Here is a 14,430-nt window from a genome sequence, read left to right as displayed (position 1 = left end):
GTTGAAACTACTCCTTTGACTAGCGGACTCGCGGCTGGCCGCGAGTCCGCTTTTTTTTACTCTTCGCCTAGCTCCCCACCGGATGATTCACTCCCACGACCCCGCCATGGCCCAACGCCCCCTGTCCGCGCCTGCGCCCACTACCGCAGGCGACGGACCGCAGCCAATGGACCACAACAAAATGGACCACAGCCAGATGGACCACGGAAAAATGGACCATAGTCCGGCGGGCGGCCACGACCACGGGGCCATGATTGCCGACTTCCTGCGCCGGTTCTGGGTGTGCCTGGCGCTGTCGGTGCCCGTGGTGGCCGGGTCGATGATGTTCCAGAACCTGGTCGGCCACCAATTTACTTTTCCCTACAGCACCCCGCTGCTGCTGGGGCTGGCCACGGCCATTTACCTGTATGGCGGCTGGCCGTTTCTCAGCGGCACGGTAGGGGAGCTGCGCAGCCGGCAGCCCGGCATGATGACCCTGGTGGCCGTGGCCATCAGCGTGGCCTACGGCTACAGCGTGGCCGTGACCCTGGGCTGGCTGCAGGGCATGGACCTGTTTCTGGAACTGGCCACCCTGATTGACATCATGCTGCTGGGCCATTACCTGGAGATGAAGTCGGTGGCCGGGGCCTCGCACGCCCTGGAGCTACTGGTGCAGTTGCTGCCCGCCGACGCCCACAAAAAGGAGGGCGATACTATTCGGGACGTGAAAGTCACGGCCCTGGCCGTCGGCGACGTGGTGCTGGTGCGGCCCGGCGAGCGGATTCCCACCGATGGCGAAGTGACGGACGGCAGCAGCGCCGTGAACGAGAGTATGCTCACGGGCGAAAGCGTGCCGGTGCAAAAGGCGGCGGGCGGCAAGGTCATCGCCGGGGCCGTCAACGGCGAAGGTGCCCTCAGCATCCGGGTCACGCACCAGGGCGCGGACAGTTACCTGAGCAAGGTGGTGAAGATGGTGGGCGAGGCCCAGAACACCAAGTCGCAAACCCAGACCCTGGCCGACCGCGCCGCCGGCTGGCTCACGGCCGTGTCGCTGGCGGGCGGCCTCGGCACGCTCGCCGTGTGGCTGTGGCAGGGCAAGGGCGCGGCCTTCGCCATCGAGCGCATGGTGACGGTGATGGTGACGGCCTGCCCCCACGCGCTGGGCGTGGCCATTCCGCTGGTGGTGGCCATTTCCACGGCTATTTCGGCCCGCAAAGGGCTGCTGATTCGCAACCGCACGGCCTTCGAGGAAGCCCGCAAAATCACGGCCATGGTGTTCGATAAAACTGGCACCCTCACCGAAGGGGCATTCGGCGTTACCCGCGTGAAAGTGCTGGCTGCCGGCCTCGACGAGGCCGCTCTGCTGGGCATGACCGCTGCGTTGGAGCAGCAGTCGCAGCACCCCATCGCCCAGGGCATCGTGCGCGAAGCACATAAGCGGGGGCTGGCCTTGCCCTCCGTTCAGGACTTCCAATCCCTGACGGGCAAGGGCGTGGCCGCTACGGTAACCGGCCGGCCAGTCGTGGTGGCCAGCCCCGGCTACCTCCAGGAAAAAAACATCGCCCTGCCCGCCGATGCCGTTAGCAACGGGGTCGAAACGGTAGTCTTTGTGCTGCTGGATGGGCAGCTGGCGGGCTATGTGGCCCTGGCCGACCGCATCCGCACCGATTCCAAAGAGGCCGTCCAGCGCTTGCAGGCCCAGGGCATTAAAGTATACATGGCGACCGGCGACAATCAGCAGGTGGCCGATGCCGTGGCAAAAGAGCTGGGCCTCGACGGAGTGTACGCCCAGGTTTTGCCCGACCAGAAAGTTAAAATCGTGCAGGACCTGCAGGCGCAGGGCCAGTTCGTGGCCATGACCGGCGACGGCGTGAACGACGCCCCGGCCCTGGCCCAGGCCAACGTGGGCATCGCCGTGGGCTCGGGCACCGACATTGCGGCCGAAACTGCCGACATCATCCTGGTCAACAGCAAGCCTACCGACATCACCAACCTGGTGGAGTTCGGCAAGGCCACCTACGGCAAGATGATGCAGAACCTGTTCTGGGCCACGGGCTACAACGTCATCGCCCTGCCGCTGGCGGCCGGGGTCCTGTATCCGCACTTCGTGCTGAGCCCGGCCATTGGGGCGGTGCTCATGAGCGCGAGCACCGTCATCGTGGCCCTGAACGCGCAACTGCTGCGCCGCTCGCTGAAGTAGGTAGGCACTACTACTAAGCCGCTGGCTACCGGGCGGCCAGCGGGCGGGCGCTGGCCGACTGAAAACCGCTGAAATTATGCAACTCTCCACCCCAATCGCTGCAAACATTAGGAGGCGGGGCCCACGTAAAGGGATGAGGGCTGGCTGATGTTAAGGTTCGGCAGGGGAAGGAGTTTGGTTGGCAATGGCAGCGGTTGTGGCTGGCAGCCGGCTCTTCCGGCTATTAATCCTAACCGCTATGCCATCGCCGGCCCCCTGCTACCGCCAGGGAGAATTCTCCCAAATTCCTGCCTGCCTTGCTTTCGACGCCGCCTATGTTTTCAGATTTCCCCAACCTGCATCCCCTGGTGGTGCATTTTCCCATCGTCCTCATTCTGCTGGCCGCTGCCCTGCAGGCGGTGCTGGTATTCAAGGATTGGCCCCCGGTGCGCTGGGTTACCCTAGTGGTCATGGCCGGCGGCTTTGCCGGGGCGCTGGCGGCGAGCACCGTTTTTCACGCCGAGCCGATGGGCCTGGGACCCCGGGCGGCGGCCGTATTCGCGGCCCACGAAAAGTACGCGAGCTATACCCTGTGGCTGTCCGGCATCACGCTGCTGCTGCGCGGCGTCGGCGATTTCTTTAAAATCCAGCGTCGGGCCTACGAAATCCTGGTGCTCGCGTTTGCCCTGGCGGCGGCCGGCGTGCTGTCGGTGGCCGGCCACCGGGGCGCGCAGCTGGTCTACGTTGAAGGGGTAGGGCCGCAGGGGCACCTGCTCGATAAAAACCACGGCCATAGCCACGGTCACGAGGAGGCCGGTGCGGCCCACTCGGAAATGGAGGCCGACCACCACGACGAACCAGCTGGTTCCGGCGGCCAGGCCGCACCCGCTGCCGGCCCGCAATCCCCCGCGGCCGATATGTCGGGCATGGATATGGGCACTCCAGCCACTGCGCCCAAAGCTCCGGCTAAGGCTTCGGCGGGTGAGATGGGCACCATGAAAATGGCCGACTCGAAGCCGGCCCGCCCGGCCCCCAAAGCGGGGGCCATGGCCGACATGCCCGGCATGGAGATGCCCGCTGCTAAAACCCCGCCCTCAATGCCCAAAGGCATGGACATGAGCCGGCCCGCCCGCCCGAATCAGCCGAAAGAAATGTCCGGCATGGCCAATATGCCGGGCATGAAGAGCCCGGCAGCGGGGGCAAAAAAGCCCGGCAAGGCCCCTTCAGGAATGGACGGAATGGCGGACATGCCCGGCATGAAGCCCGCGCCCGCTGCGCAGCCCGCGCCGGCCCCGGGCAACATGGCCGATATGCCCGGCATGGACAAAGGCCAGGCAATGCCGGCGACGGGCTCGATGCCCGGCATGACGATGCCCAATCCGCTGGACAAGTTTCGCTTCAAGGACAACAACCCGGCCCGGAACCACCCCACGCCCAAGCAATAGCCCCATGAGAGTTCTGATTTTACTTACCCTGCTGCTTGCTTCCCTCGGGGCCGGAGCGCAGTCGATGCCTGGCATGGCGATGCCGAAAGAAAAGGAGCCCTACCTCACCCAATCGGCCCCGCCGGATAAGCAGCAGCTGGGCACCGTCGTTATGCCCCGCGCCGGCTACGTGGGCAAGCGGGTGGAATACGACCTGTACGTGGAAGACCGCATGGTCAACTTCACCGGCAAAATGCGCCACGCCATCGGCATCAACGGCCAGATTCCGGCCCCCACGCTGCGCTTCAACGAGGGCGACACCGCCGTTATCCGGGTCCACAACCAGATGGCCATGGAAACCTCCGTGCACTGGCACGGGCTGCTGGTGCCCAATAAATATGACGGCGTGCCCTACCTGACTACGGACCCCATCAAGCCCGGCACGGTGCACACCTACACGTTTGCGCTGCGCCAGAGCGGCACCTACTGGTACCACTCGCACACCATGGTGCAGGAGCAGTCGGGCCTCTACGGCTCCATCGTGGTGCAGCCCAAGGAGATTCAGTATCAGCTGAAAGAGTACGTGCTGGTGCTCTCCGACTGGACCGACCACCGCCCCACCGAAGTGCTGCGCTACCTCAAGCGGGCCGGCGAGTGGTTTGCCGTGCAGAAAGGCGCGACCCAGAGCTACGGCGAGGCCCTGGCCGCCGGCTATTTCAAGGACAAGCTCAAGCAGGAGTGGCAGCGGATGCCGGCCATGGACGTGGCCGACGTGTTCTACAACAAGTTCCTGATGAACGGGCAGGAGCTAAGCTACTTTAAGGATGCCCGGCCCGGCGAGGTGGTGCGCCTGCGCGTCATCAACGGCGGCGCCTCAACCTACTTCAAGCTGCAGTACGCCGGTGGACCCATGCAGGTCATCGCCGCCGATGGCATCAATGTGGTGCCTTTCCCGACCAGCAAGCTGGAAATTGCCACCGCCGAAACCTACGACCTGCTCATCACCGTGCCCCCGATGGGCGCGGCCGAGCTGCGGGCCACCTCCTCCGACGTGTCGGGCTACACCTCCGGCTACTTCGGACAGGGCGAGCCGATGCGCACCCCCGACCTGCCCAAGCTCAACTACTTCCAGATGACGCGGGAGATGAACAGCATGGGCAACATGAGCGGCATGAAGATGGGCGGGGCCGGCCAGATGAACCAGAAACGTGCTTCGGCCCCGGCCGGTGGCGACATGAAAGGCATGGACATGAGCGGCAGCCAGGCCGCGAAGACGCCCGCTACGAAAGGCGAAGCGCCCATGGCGGGCATGGACATGCAGCAGGGCACAGCCCCGGCCACCTCCACGGCCCCGCCCCGCAACCGCCCGATGAACCAGCAGGAAAAGGGCGGCATGGGCATGGGCAGCCTGCAGGATTCGGGCAGCATGGGCGGCATGGATATGGGCGGCATGGCCATGGGTGGCACGAGCGGCATGAGCGGCGACTTCAATTACAACCAGCTGCGCGCCCTGCACCCCACCACCCTCGACTCGACGAAGCAGTGGCGCGAAATCCACCTCACCCTGACCGGCAACATGCTGCGCTACGTCTGGTCGTTCGACAACAAAACCCTGTCCGAGTCCGACAACATTCCCATCCGCAAGGGCGAAAACGTGCGCATGGTCTTCCAGAACATGACCATGATGCGCCACCCGCTGCACCTGCACGGGCACTTTTTTCGCCTCGTGAATGCCCAGGGTGCGTACTCGCCCATGAAGCACACGTTTGACATTCAATCGATGGGCAAGGTCACCATCGAGTTCGACGCCAACGAGGACCAGGACTGGTTTTTCCACTGCCACACCCTCTACCACATGATGTCGGGCATGGCCCGCGTCATCAGCTACGAGGGCAGCCCGCAGAACGAGTACGCCCGCACGGGCTACCGCCACCTCAAGCGCGAGGACAACAAGCTCTACCCCTGGGCCGACTTGGCAATGCACTCGCAGGGCAGCTTTCTGGATGCCAACCTCTCTAACAACAAGAACGCGCTCGAATTCGAGGGCCGGCTAAACTACCAGGGCAACTACGAAACCGAAACCCACCTGCTGCGCTACCTCGACAAGCGGCAGTTCCTGGCCGCCTTCGTGGGCTACGACCTGCGCGACAACAAAACCCTGCGCTCCGCCTCCGACACCGAGGGCGGCAACCGCCGCACGGCGGAGAACAACCGCAACTTCCGCCGCCAGGCCGAAGTCGGCGTGTACTACCTGCTGCCCCTGCTCGTGCGCGCCGAGCTGCGCACCGACCTCACCGGCCAGCTGCGGGCGCAACTGGAGCGCCGCGACATCCCCCTGAGCAACAACGTATTTATGGACATCCGGGGCAATACCGACCGCGAGTTCACCCTCGGCTTCCGCTACATGGTGAGCAAATACGCCTCGCTCAGCACCAACTACGACAACCAGTACGGCTGGGGCGCGGGCCTCACCTTCCACTACTAAAGCACAGAAAAGCGGTTACGTGAAGGAAGTAGCTTATTTAGGCTCCACTTAGCTAGACCTTTATCTTTTTAATGACAAAATCGGCTCCATCCACCTGAAATCGGAACTGTGTTTTAGTAAGCTTGACGAGCTGCACATTGCCGTAATGCATTTGCCGATGATGGTTAGCGCATAGGGTAATGATATTGGCTAGTCCCAGCGCTCCGGTTGCCCGGTTTGCCACTGGGTCGACGTGATGCGTTTCCACGTAGGGCACCCCATTCGTCTTGATGAAGCCAATGGGGTTCAGGCCCATTGCTTCGCATAACAGGCATTTGTAGCCTGTATGCCGCTTCACCGCTGCCGCGATGGTGCCCCGTTCGATGAAGGTTGAAACCCGGTGTTTTACCTGCGGCCGTAATTTTTGCATTTTGGTTTCCAACTGCTCAATACCGGCCAATGTGCCCGCGTCGGAGTTAAGCGGCAAGCCGCTCAGCCCCTCCGGCTCTTCCGGTCCCACCAGCTCGTCATCAAACTCAAAGCGGCTAAGCAGGGCTTTAAGCTTAGCATCCCGCCGGTTAGCCCGCGCGGCTAGTCGCAGAATATTGACCACGTTCTCCGACGTCAGGTAATTAAACCCTCGCTGGGAAATGGCCTTATCAACGGGCAGCAGGTTTTGGCTTACCACATTGGTTTTGTCAATGACAACCGGCGTCGAGAAATAAATGATGTCCTCCACCCGGGACCGAACATTGCCGCCGTCGTATTTCTTGAAAACCTTGTGCTTCGCCTTGCGGGTAAAATCCCCGATTTGTGGGAAAGCATACACTCCTACGATGCACTTTCGGTTCTGATGCTGGTAGTCCGAGCTAAGCAGAAAAACGGCCGCCAAGTGCTGTTCCTTCGGTTTCTGATTCAGCATGGGGGTATAGCCAATATAGGTGCCATCCGCTTCAGCCGGGTATCGCTCGTGCCCGAAATTGAGATTTTCCGCTGCGTCCTGATTCTCCTTTACGTAGTCGTAGGCTGACTTTTTAAGGTCAGCGGCTGTTAGGGGGCCCGTCCAGCCGGTGCTGTTCCAAGCGATGGAGGCCAGAATGCCGAAGTGCTCTACAAATTCCATGGGCTACGAGGTTATTTACACGCCTGCACCAGAGCGCTCACGCTCAGCGTGGCCGTGGCATCGGTGGTGTAGTTGTCATTGTTCACGCACACAAAAAGCTGGCGTGTGCCCGGCGGCAGGGTAATGGGCCGGGTTTCCTGGGGCGTATTCGACGCGGCCCGCAGGCAGGCCTGCGCGTTCGCAATAGTGCCTTTCGTCGCCATAAACTGGTCGGCCGCGGCCGGGTCGGCGGTGATGTACCAGTGGCATTTGGTACTAACCGTGGGCGGGGCATTGTTGCCTTGCTTGGTCAGGGCCGAAGCGGCTGCACCCAGCAGGGCCGGGGCCGCCGTGCCGCCGGAGCCTACCACCGCGGCCATGGCTAGCGCCGTGGACCAGGACACCGGTGGCTGTCCTTCGTCGCGCACATCGAGTTTGTAAACGATGCCTACCGTGCCGTCCGGAATATCCACCGCAAATACCTTGCGGCTGGAGTGCATACAATTGCTGCAATGAATCGAGGCGTTGCTCAACGGCAGCGCCTCCACCAGGCGGGAGGCACACTTGATTTCGCGGCCGTCGGGCCGCCAGCTACGGAAGTCCGCCTGCTGCACCCCGTTGACATAAGTACCCCGAAAACTAACCTGGCCGTTTTCGTGCCAGCCGCAGCAGATACCGGTGGGCTTGTCGGGCTTTTCGCTGGCCATCTTGCCTTCCCACTGCTTTTTCCAGGAAGGATAAAAGTAGTCGCGCACGGTGCCCACCGATTTGCCGCTTGCGTCGTGGTGGGCAATGCGGGCGTAGGAAACTTCCTCCAGGGTTTCGGTGCGCTCCCAGTCACGGTCGAAATACACGGTATCGGCCGGGGGCAAACTCACGGCCGCCGGCTTGGGCCGCTGGGCCAGCGCGGGGAGGCTTATAATAAGGAGTAGAAAAAGCAGCGCGTAGTTTTTAATCATACAATAAAAGTGAGCGAGCGGGATAGAATGCGGTTGGTAAAAATAATGAGAAGATTTCGGGGCGCGCAGTGCTCGTATTCTCTGACGTCACCAACAACGTTCGTCTTCTCCCCTTTTCAGACTTTAGGAACCATAAGACTTACTTATCGGCCCTAAACTCTGCTTATCTTTACGGTGCCCTGCACCAGTGATTTTGCAATTGCAAATCGCCATGCGCCCCTCATATTTTTACAATTGCAAAATATGCTGTACCAAGTCGACACGGCACGGCTGGCTTCGCTGGTTCGCGCCAAGCGCGGCGGCCAGACCTTACGGGAAGCCGCCGAGGAAATCACGAAGACTGTCGGCCCGGTCAGCGTGGGCACGCTGCTGCGAGTCGAACAACAGCGCATGCCCGACCTGCCCGTGTTCCTGCACTTCTGCAACTGGCTGAACGTGTCGCCTGCCCGGCTGCTCTACTGCCCGTCATCGCCGGCGGCAGCCCCGGCCGAGTCGACGGCCGCAACAGTTGCCCGACTGCTACGCTCCGACAGCCGGTTGGAGCCGGCGATGGCCAATGTCCTTGCCATTATGGTGGAAGCAACCTACACCCAGCTGGCCACCCATGAGTAAGCCGCCAAAGGAACCAAAGGGAGAAAAAGGCCTGACCGTAGTAGCTGCCGACCGGCCGACGCTGGCCCTAGCCGCCGACCTAGCCAGCCGCGTGGCGCCCAACGTCGAACGGTATTTACTACGTGGCCTTGAAGGCTCCGATAACACGCGCCTGGCCTACTCGGCCGACTTACGCTCTTACGAGGCCTATTGCGAGCTGCATCAGCTCGGGCCCTGGCCCGCGGCCCTGGAAACGCTGGCCAGCTACGTGGCGCACCTGGCTGATGTGGGCCGCAAGCTGGCCACCATCAACCGGCACCTGGCCGCTATCGAGAAGAACCACCAGCTGCTCGGGCTGCCTTCGGCTATCAACGCCCCGGCGCTGGACGTGCTGCGCAAGGGCGTGGCGCGGGAAATCGGCAAAAAACAGAAACAGGCCCCGGCCTTTTCGGTGCCCCACCTCAAGCGCACCATCGACCGCCTCGACCTCTCACGCCCAGACGGGCTGCGGGTGCGGGCACTGCTACTGCTCGGGTTCGCGGGCGCATTCCGGCGCTCGGAGTTGGTCGATATTAATCTGGAGCACCTGGAAATGGTGCACGACGCGACCGACGAAGTCTTGGTCATCACCCTCCCCAAAAGCAAGGCCAACCAAGCGGGGGAAGTTGAGCAGAAAATTATCTTCTACAGCGAAAACCCGGCGTATTGCCCGATTGGGGCCTATAATGCCTGGATAGCACAACTCGGGGGGCGCACCGAGGGCCCGCTGTTTGTGTCGCTCAAACGGAGCCGGCCCGGTGAGCCGGGCAAGCCCACGGACAAGCGCCTGGCCGACCGGCGCGTCAACCTGCTGGTGAAAGAGCACCTGGGCGCGAAGTATTCCGCTCACTCGCTGCGGGTATCGTTTATCACTACCTCCAAACTGGCGGGCCAGAGCAACGACTTTATTAAGAACCAGACCAAGCAGAAGACAGACGCCATGATTAGCCGCTACACCCGGCTCGATGACATCATCAAGTACAATGCGGGCCGCTCTTTGGGGCTATAGCCATGCAAATAGTATCCTTCAACTGTTGCCCCGGTTCAATCGCGGTTGTTTCGCACTTTTACAGGATGGAACACCTGCTCCAGCCCCGGCACCCGCATGACAAGTACCACCAGTCGCAACTGGAATTTCTAGCTGCGCTCCCCGAAGAGCAGCGCGCTGAACACGCCCGCCTGTTCCGGCTGGGCAATGCCAGCTACCGCTACCAGCAGCAGGCCGTGGGCGAAATCACCGAAGCCGACTACCTGGACTGGCTCGAAGGCTTGCCGGCCAATATGCGCCGCGTGGTCGAGCAGGAAGGCTTCGAGCCAAGCAAAAGTAGCCTGGCGCTACGCCGGCACGCGTTGGAACGGCGCGACCAGAGCTATTCTGCCTTCATGCAGGCCATCCTGTCGCCCGAAGACTGGGCCTATCAACAAAGCGTAACCACGGAATCATGAATTGCCCTGCTCCCCTCGCGGCGGCGCTGCAAGCGGTGGCCGCCAGCTTGCCCGACGCCACGAACCATTATTTCCTGAAAGCCAACTACTACGACCACGTCGAAGACAACGATGATGACGACGCCCCAGCGCGGTGGTGGCTGGCCGTCATGTGGCTCAACGAGGAAACAACCCGCAACTTTGAGCTGGGGGTCGATGAGTTACAACTGGATGTTCTGCTCGACGGCCGCCGCCTCGCCGACTGGACGCGGGTGAGCATTCCCTACTCCGAAGTCTGGGACGTGCTGCACCAACGCACGAAGGGTAGCCCAAACCCCAATGGCTGGGCTACCCTCTACTACGACCACGCGGCCATGCGCATGCCCCCGGTGGGCTAGGTCAGTGCCAGTGTGGCCAGCTGGTGAAACGTGGCCTCGTCCAGCCGGAACCGGTCGCTGATGGAAAGCGAGCTGCGGCTGTTGAAGAGCGCGTGGTTCACGGCATTGTAGGCCAGCCACAGGTTCGCGGGCGTTTCCAGCAGCTTCATTTCCTCGGCCAGACGGTCCATCGCGTTGCGGGCCAACATTTTCGGCAAGCCGCTCTCGGTAATGACCGTAGCCAGGTTTTCCGGCGTGGGGCGCTGGGCCAACTCTTTATAGACCCCGATGGTAGGAGTCAGCGAGTTCGTCTGGCTCTGGAAGGTGGTAAAGATGCTGGCTAGCTGCTTTTTGAACACCTCCAGGTTGAGGCCCTTGTGGTGAAATTTCTTCTCCACTAGCACTTCCTGCTCGCGCTGCACCTGGCGGCCCGTCAGCACGACTAGCTCAGCGTCCTTGATTTTCAGTGCGTCCTTAAACTTCTTCGGTTTGCCGTTCAGCAGCCAGGCCAAGTATTGGTCGAAGCTCATATAGTCATCGGCCCAGCCCATCAGGCCGTTGGTGCATACCTGCCGGTAATAGCTCACCCGCATTTTCGAGGTGGTGCCCGTCTCAATGTGTTCCTTCAACGCCGTGCCTTGCAGCGAGAAGGGCGTCTTTCCTGAGTACGAATTATTGATAATCATCGACTTGTAAAGACGGTCCACCACCTTGGTTTTCCCCGAGTTCGAAGAGATGTTGACTTCGTCGGGCAGAATCAGGTTGATGGAAAACTCCCCCTGGGGCGTAAAGCTGGCGTCAATAGTGTGCCCCGGCAGGTACAGTTCAGCGGCCTCGCGCAGCACCTCGTTTTTAATCAGACTGTACTCGCCGCTCTGCATGGCGAAGATGTTCTTCGTCCCATCCGGCAACTCCCCCACGATGGCCTGCCTGCGGTCGCTGGGCACGATGCGGTAGCCAGTCGGAAGTAGGGTTTCCAACGGAACGGACGCTACGGGAAAACAGAGGGCATCCCACGTTTGGGACCGTTCCAAGTTGATGCTTTGCTGGCTCATGATAGGCAGAGGGCTAATTGAAATACCAAATTACAATTGCTTTTTTACAATTGCAATTTAGAGATTGTAAAAAAGCAATTGTAATTAAGGTTGTTCTATTCGCTGGTACTGCCACTTCTAAAACAAGACTTAGTGAAGTTGACGCCTGATGTAATATCTTCAACTGCCCATTTGGCTACTTGGTGGAAATTACCAAGAATAGACACATTTGCCCGTTGTTCTACTTAAGAAATGTCTGAGCCATCATCTACCTCCTCATTCCTACCACAAACTGCTAATGCAGAGCTGGCTGCCCAAATTGTGGCTGCTTTACGTGCGGCTGATTTCATTGGTATTTCTGATGAGAATGCGGTGGCGGCCTTACTTAACTCCCAAACGGTGAAAGCGGGTGATTGGCGTAGCCTGCTCGAAAAGCACCTTGTTCCTTCTGCTACTTTAGCCACTGACCATGCCGCACCGAATAAAGGAGCTTAAACTCACCCATTTTCGGGGGGCAACTCAACCCGTCACAATACAGTTTGACCCGAAAAAGTCCGTCGTGGTCATATTTGGTGAAAATGGCACTGGCAAATCCACACTTGTTGATGCCATTGATGCAGTTGGCAATGCCTCCTTTGGGTCGCTGGACCGAGAAGGCGTTCGGCCAAATCCGCACAAATACGTTTCTTCCATCAACCGAACTGCACGGTCATTGGAAGTGGAACTGACGACTGCCATTGGCCATACCTGGAAAGCTACTATTAGTGGCAAGAATGTCGTCGTAGCTGCCGGAACTGATGGAAGCTTTCTACCGGGGATACTTGTATTGCGCCGCCGAGAGTTGTTAAAATTGATTGAAACCCAACCAGCGAAGCGCTATGAGGCTATCAAAAGCTTTATCGACGTGGCTGAGGTTGATAAAGCAGAGGCCGCGCTTCGCAGCGATTTAGTGGCTGTAGACAAGCAATTTGGCAATGCGAAGGCAGCTCGCGACCAAGCCCAAAAATCTTTGCACGCTTTCTGGGAGCAGGAGAAGCAGGAACACGAAACAGAAGCTGAGCCACTAGGCTGGGCTGAGCAGCGCATTGGCGAAGATTTGACTGCCCTTGAAAGTCAGGCAAGCCATTTAGAAACGCTCCTTTCCGGTATTCAGACGCTATTAACCGCTACTACCAGCTGGCAACAAGCGCAGGAAACCCGTGATGATTGGACACTAAAGGTAGAAGCCGCGAAGGCGAAGCTAGCTGACACGAACCGCAGTGAAGATACGCGCCGGACTGACCTTATTGGCCTGCTCACTTCAGCCAAGAAATACTTGGCTCCTCCTGCTGCTCCCACTAGCTGCCCCTTGTGCGCCAATGATGTACAGGCCGAATCCCTACGGCAACGTATAGAGGACCAACTGCATCAACTCCAAAGTGCCAGTGAATTGCTGCAACTAGTCAACAGCACGCAAAACAGCCATAAGCGCGCAGCAGATGATTGTGACAGGTGTAATCGGGACGTATTCAGCCAATTTCAGAAGTTAGCCACGCACTTAGCCGCTCACGAGCCGGCAGCTGTGCATGCGTTAAATATCAATTGGAAGGAGCTTGCTTTCGAGCTGCAAACTGCCGCTGCAAGTGACGCAATCAGCGAACAAGCTACGGACCTTGCACAGCAGCTAAGTACTAAAAGTTCGGTAATACAGGAAGCTCTGGATTCTTTGCGTCAGCGGCTCACCTTGCACGATAACATTAAAGTGCAAGCTGATTTATTAAAAGACAGCACGAAGAAAGCTACTGATTTGGGCCAGGTGGTAGAAAGGCTTACCAAAACCTGCCAATTGGTAGTAGATACCCGCCGGGAGTTTGTGCAGACTATTCTAGATGGAATAATCGAGGAAGTAAACCGACTATTCGCTGCTATTCATCCAGGGGAGAAGATTGGGTTACATCGTCTCGAAATGGATGAAGTGAAACGGTCTTCACTTGAGCAGCACGCTCGATTTGAGGATGCCTCCGAGGTCATTCCACAAGCCTATTTCAGCGAATCTCACCTTGATACATTCGGCTTTTGCCTGTGGCTAGCCTTGGCTAAGCGACTAAACCCCAAGCAACTCGTGCTTGTGCTCGACGATGTATTTACGTCTGTCGATACCCAGCATTTTCAACGAATCTCTGAACTACTGGCTGACGAAGCCCAGTATTTTCAACAGCTTATCATTGCGACTCATAACCGGCGCTGGCATGACCTGTATCGGCAGAACAGTGCTGGCGCGCATCTTATCAAGCTGGAAAGCTGGACATTAAATAAAGGGCTAAAACCATACGAGGACCAAACATTGATGGCCGCGCTAGCCGAAGCACTGGAAGCTGAGCCTTTTGATAGACAAGCAGTGGCCTCACAAGCGGGTATTGTACTTGAGACTGTGTTAGATAGATTAGCGCTTGCCTATGGCTGCTTGTTGCCGCATAAGCACGGCAACTCTTACACATTGGGCGAACTGCTGTTTAGCACCGGTAAGCTATTGCAAAAAGCGACTATCACCCGCATTGACCGCGATGTGCATGGCCACCCCGTATTGCCTAACAACTGGTCTGAAATTCAATTAAATGACTTGTTTCAGACAATCAATGGGTTGACGTTCATTCGTAACGAAGTCGGAGCCCACTTCAGTCCTTCTGGTGCTGATTTGTCTAATTCCGATGTACGCACCTTTGGGGAAGCAGTGCTGGCATTTGCGCAAGCCCTCTCTTGTCCGACTTGCGGGTACCTGCCTCAAAAAGAGCGGGATGACCACCGCAGCTGCCGCTGTCCAAAGTATCAAATGCAATTGCGGCCCCTTAACCGACCTTAGCATTGTAGCATTGAATGG

At 59.2% G+C, this 14,430-nt stretch carries 12 protein-coding genes and 1 pseudogene; 10 read left to right on the top strand and 3 right to left on the bottom strand.

What is annotated here, in order from left to right:
* Nucleotides 1–181 precede the first annotated feature (181 nt).
* From SD425_RS26750 to SD425_RS26735, 4 genes and pseudogenes are all read left to right on the top strand, one after another.
* A complete protein-coding gene (locus SD425_RS26750) occupies nt 182–2,179 on the top strand; it encodes a heavy metal translocating P-type ATPase (protein WP_324679999.1) in 1,998 nt (665 codons plus the stop codon).
* Nucleotides 2,180–2,493: 314 nt separating this feature from the next.
* Nucleotides 2,494–2,856 (top strand): annotated as a pseudogene (locus SD425_RS30085) (hypothetical protein); the annotation flags it as partial.
* 234 nt (nt 2,857–3,090) lie between these two features.
* A complete protein-coding gene (locus tag SD425_RS26740; protein ID WP_324679882.1) occupies nt 3,091–3,603 on the top strand; it encodes a hypothetical protein in 513 nt (170 codons plus the stop codon).
* A 4-nt stretch (nt 3,604–3,607) separates the two neighbouring features.
* A complete protein-coding gene (locus SD425_RS26735) occupies nt 3,608–6,067 on the top strand; it encodes a multicopper oxidase domain-containing protein (RefSeq protein WP_324679879.1) in 2,460 nt (819 codons plus the stop codon).
* Between the two features lie 52 nt (nt 6,068–6,119).
* Here SD425_RS26735 and SD425_RS26730 read toward each other — a convergent pair whose 3' ends face one another.
* A complete protein-coding gene (locus tag SD425_RS26730) occupies nt 6,120–7,169 on the bottom strand; it encodes a hypothetical protein (protein WP_324679878.1) in 1,050 nt (349 codons plus the stop codon).
* 11 nt (nt 7,170–7,180) lie between these two features.
* Nucleotides 7,181–8,107 carry a hypothetical protein gene (locus SD425_RS26725; RefSeq protein WP_324679876.1) on the bottom strand — a complete coding sequence of 309 codons (927 nt, stop codon included), beginning with the start codon at nt 8,105–8,107 and terminating at the stop codon, nt 7,181–7,183.
* 243 nt (nt 8,108–8,350) lie between these two features.
* On the opposite strand from SD425_RS26725, the gene SD425_RS26720 reads away from it, so the two are divergent.
* The 4 genes from SD425_RS26720 to SD425_RS26705 all read left to right on the top strand — a co-directional run bounded on the left by SD425_RS26720 (nt 8,351) and on the right by SD425_RS26705 (nt 10,560).
* Entirely contained in the window at nt 8,351–8,719 is a 369-nt protein-coding gene (locus tag SD425_RS26720; RefSeq protein WP_324679874.1) for a hypothetical protein, read from the top strand.
* Nucleotides 8,712–9,746 (top strand): site-specific integrase, encoded by a 1,035-nt coding sequence (locus tag SD425_RS26715; protein ID WP_324679872.1) that lies wholly within the window; start codon nt 8,712–8,714, stop codon nt 9,744–9,746. Before SD425_RS26720 ends, SD425_RS26715 begins: the two co-directional genes overlap by 8 nt.
* A gap of 65 nt (nt 9,747–9,811) precedes the next feature.
* Complete coding sequence (locus SD425_RS26710; RefSeq protein ID WP_324679870.1) at nt 9,812–10,183, top strand: hypothetical protein; 372 nt, start codon at nt 9,812–9,814, stop codon at nt 10,181–10,183.
* A complete protein-coding gene (locus SD425_RS26705) occupies nt 10,180–10,560 on the top strand; it encodes a hypothetical protein (protein ID WP_324679867.1) in 381 nt (126 codons plus the stop codon). Before SD425_RS26710 ends, SD425_RS26705 begins: the two co-directional genes overlap by 4 nt.
* Here the strand turns inward: SD425_RS26705 and SD425_RS26700 are convergent.
* A complete protein-coding gene (locus SD425_RS26700) occupies nt 10,557–11,594 on the bottom strand; it encodes a hypothetical protein (protein WP_324679865.1) in 1,038 nt (345 codons plus the stop codon). The two genes, SD425_RS26705 and SD425_RS26700, sit on opposite strands and share 4 nt — an antisense overlap.
* Nucleotides 11,595–11,825: 231 nt before the next feature.
* Here SD425_RS26700 and SD425_RS26695 point away from each other — a divergent pair, with 231 nt between their 5' ends.
* Together SD425_RS26695 and SD425_RS26690 are read left to right on the top strand one after the other, a co-directional pair.
* Nucleotides 11,826–12,068, top strand: a complete 243-nt coding sequence (locus SD425_RS26695) for a hypothetical protein (RefSeq protein ID WP_324679863.1) — start codon at nt 11,826–11,828, stop codon at nt 12,066–12,068.
* Complete coding sequence (locus SD425_RS26690) at nt 12,043–14,412, top strand: AAA family ATPase (RefSeq protein WP_324679861.1); 2,370 nt, start codon at nt 12,043–12,045, stop codon at nt 14,410–14,412. Before SD425_RS26695 ends, SD425_RS26690 begins: the two co-directional genes overlap by 26 nt.
* Nucleotides 14,413–14,430 lie beyond the last annotated feature (18 nt).

This window comes from Hymenobacter sp. GOD-10R (assembly GCF_035609205.1).
Taxonomy (GTDB): domain Bacteria; phylum Bacteroidota; class Bacteroidia; order Cytophagales; family Hymenobacteraceae; genus Hymenobacter.
The sequence above is the reverse complement of the archived record's forward strand: the minus strand, read 5'-3'. Positions and strand labels throughout refer to the sequence as shown.

Excerpts from the sequence above, each read along its gene's own strand:
- SD425_RS26695 (WP_324679863.1), top strand. The coding sequence starts at position 11,826 with ATGTCTGAGCCATCATCTACCTCCTCATTCCTACCACAAACTGCTAAT.
- SD425_RS26750 (WP_324679999.1), top strand. The coding sequence starts at position 182 with ATGGACCACAGCCAGATGGACCACGGAAAAATGGACCATAGTCCGGCG.
- SD425_RS26710 (WP_324679870.1), top strand. The coding sequence starts at position 9,812 with ATGGAACACCTGCTCCAGCCCCGGCACCCGCATGACAAGTACCACCAG.
- SD425_RS26715 (WP_324679872.1), top strand. The coding sequence starts at position 8,712 with ATGAGTAAGCCGCCAAAGGAACCAAAGGGAGAAAAAGGCCTGACCGTA.
- SD425_RS26700 (WP_324679865.1), bottom strand. The coding sequence starts at position 11,594 with ATGAGCCAGCAAAGCATCAACTTGGAACGGTCCCAAACGTGGGATGCC.
- SD425_RS26730 (WP_324679878.1), bottom strand. The coding sequence starts at position 7,169 with ATGGAATTTGTAGAGCACTTCGGCATTCTGGCCTCCATCGCTTGGAAC.
- SD425_RS26725 (WP_324679876.1), bottom strand. The coding sequence starts at position 8,107 with ATGATTAAAAACTACGCGCTGCTTTTTCTACTCCTTATTATAAGCCTC.
- SD425_RS26720 (WP_324679874.1), top strand. The coding sequence starts at position 8,351 with ATGCTGTACCAAGTCGACACGGCACGGCTGGCTTCGCTGGTTCGCGCC.
- SD425_RS26705 (WP_324679867.1), top strand. The coding sequence starts at position 10,180 with ATGAATTGCCCTGCTCCCCTCGCGGCGGCGCTGCAAGCGGTGGCCGCC.
- SD425_RS26735 (WP_324679879.1), top strand. The coding sequence starts at position 3,608 with ATGAGAGTTCTGATTTTACTTACCCTGCTGCTTGCTTCCCTCGGGGCC.
- SD425_RS26740 (WP_324679882.1), top strand. The coding sequence starts at position 3,091 with ATGGGCACTCCAGCCACTGCGCCCAAAGCTCCGGCTAAGGCTTCGGCG.
- SD425_RS26690 (WP_324679861.1), top strand. The coding sequence starts at position 12,043 with ATGCCGCACCGAATAAAGGAGCTTAAACTCACCCATTTTCGGGGGGCA.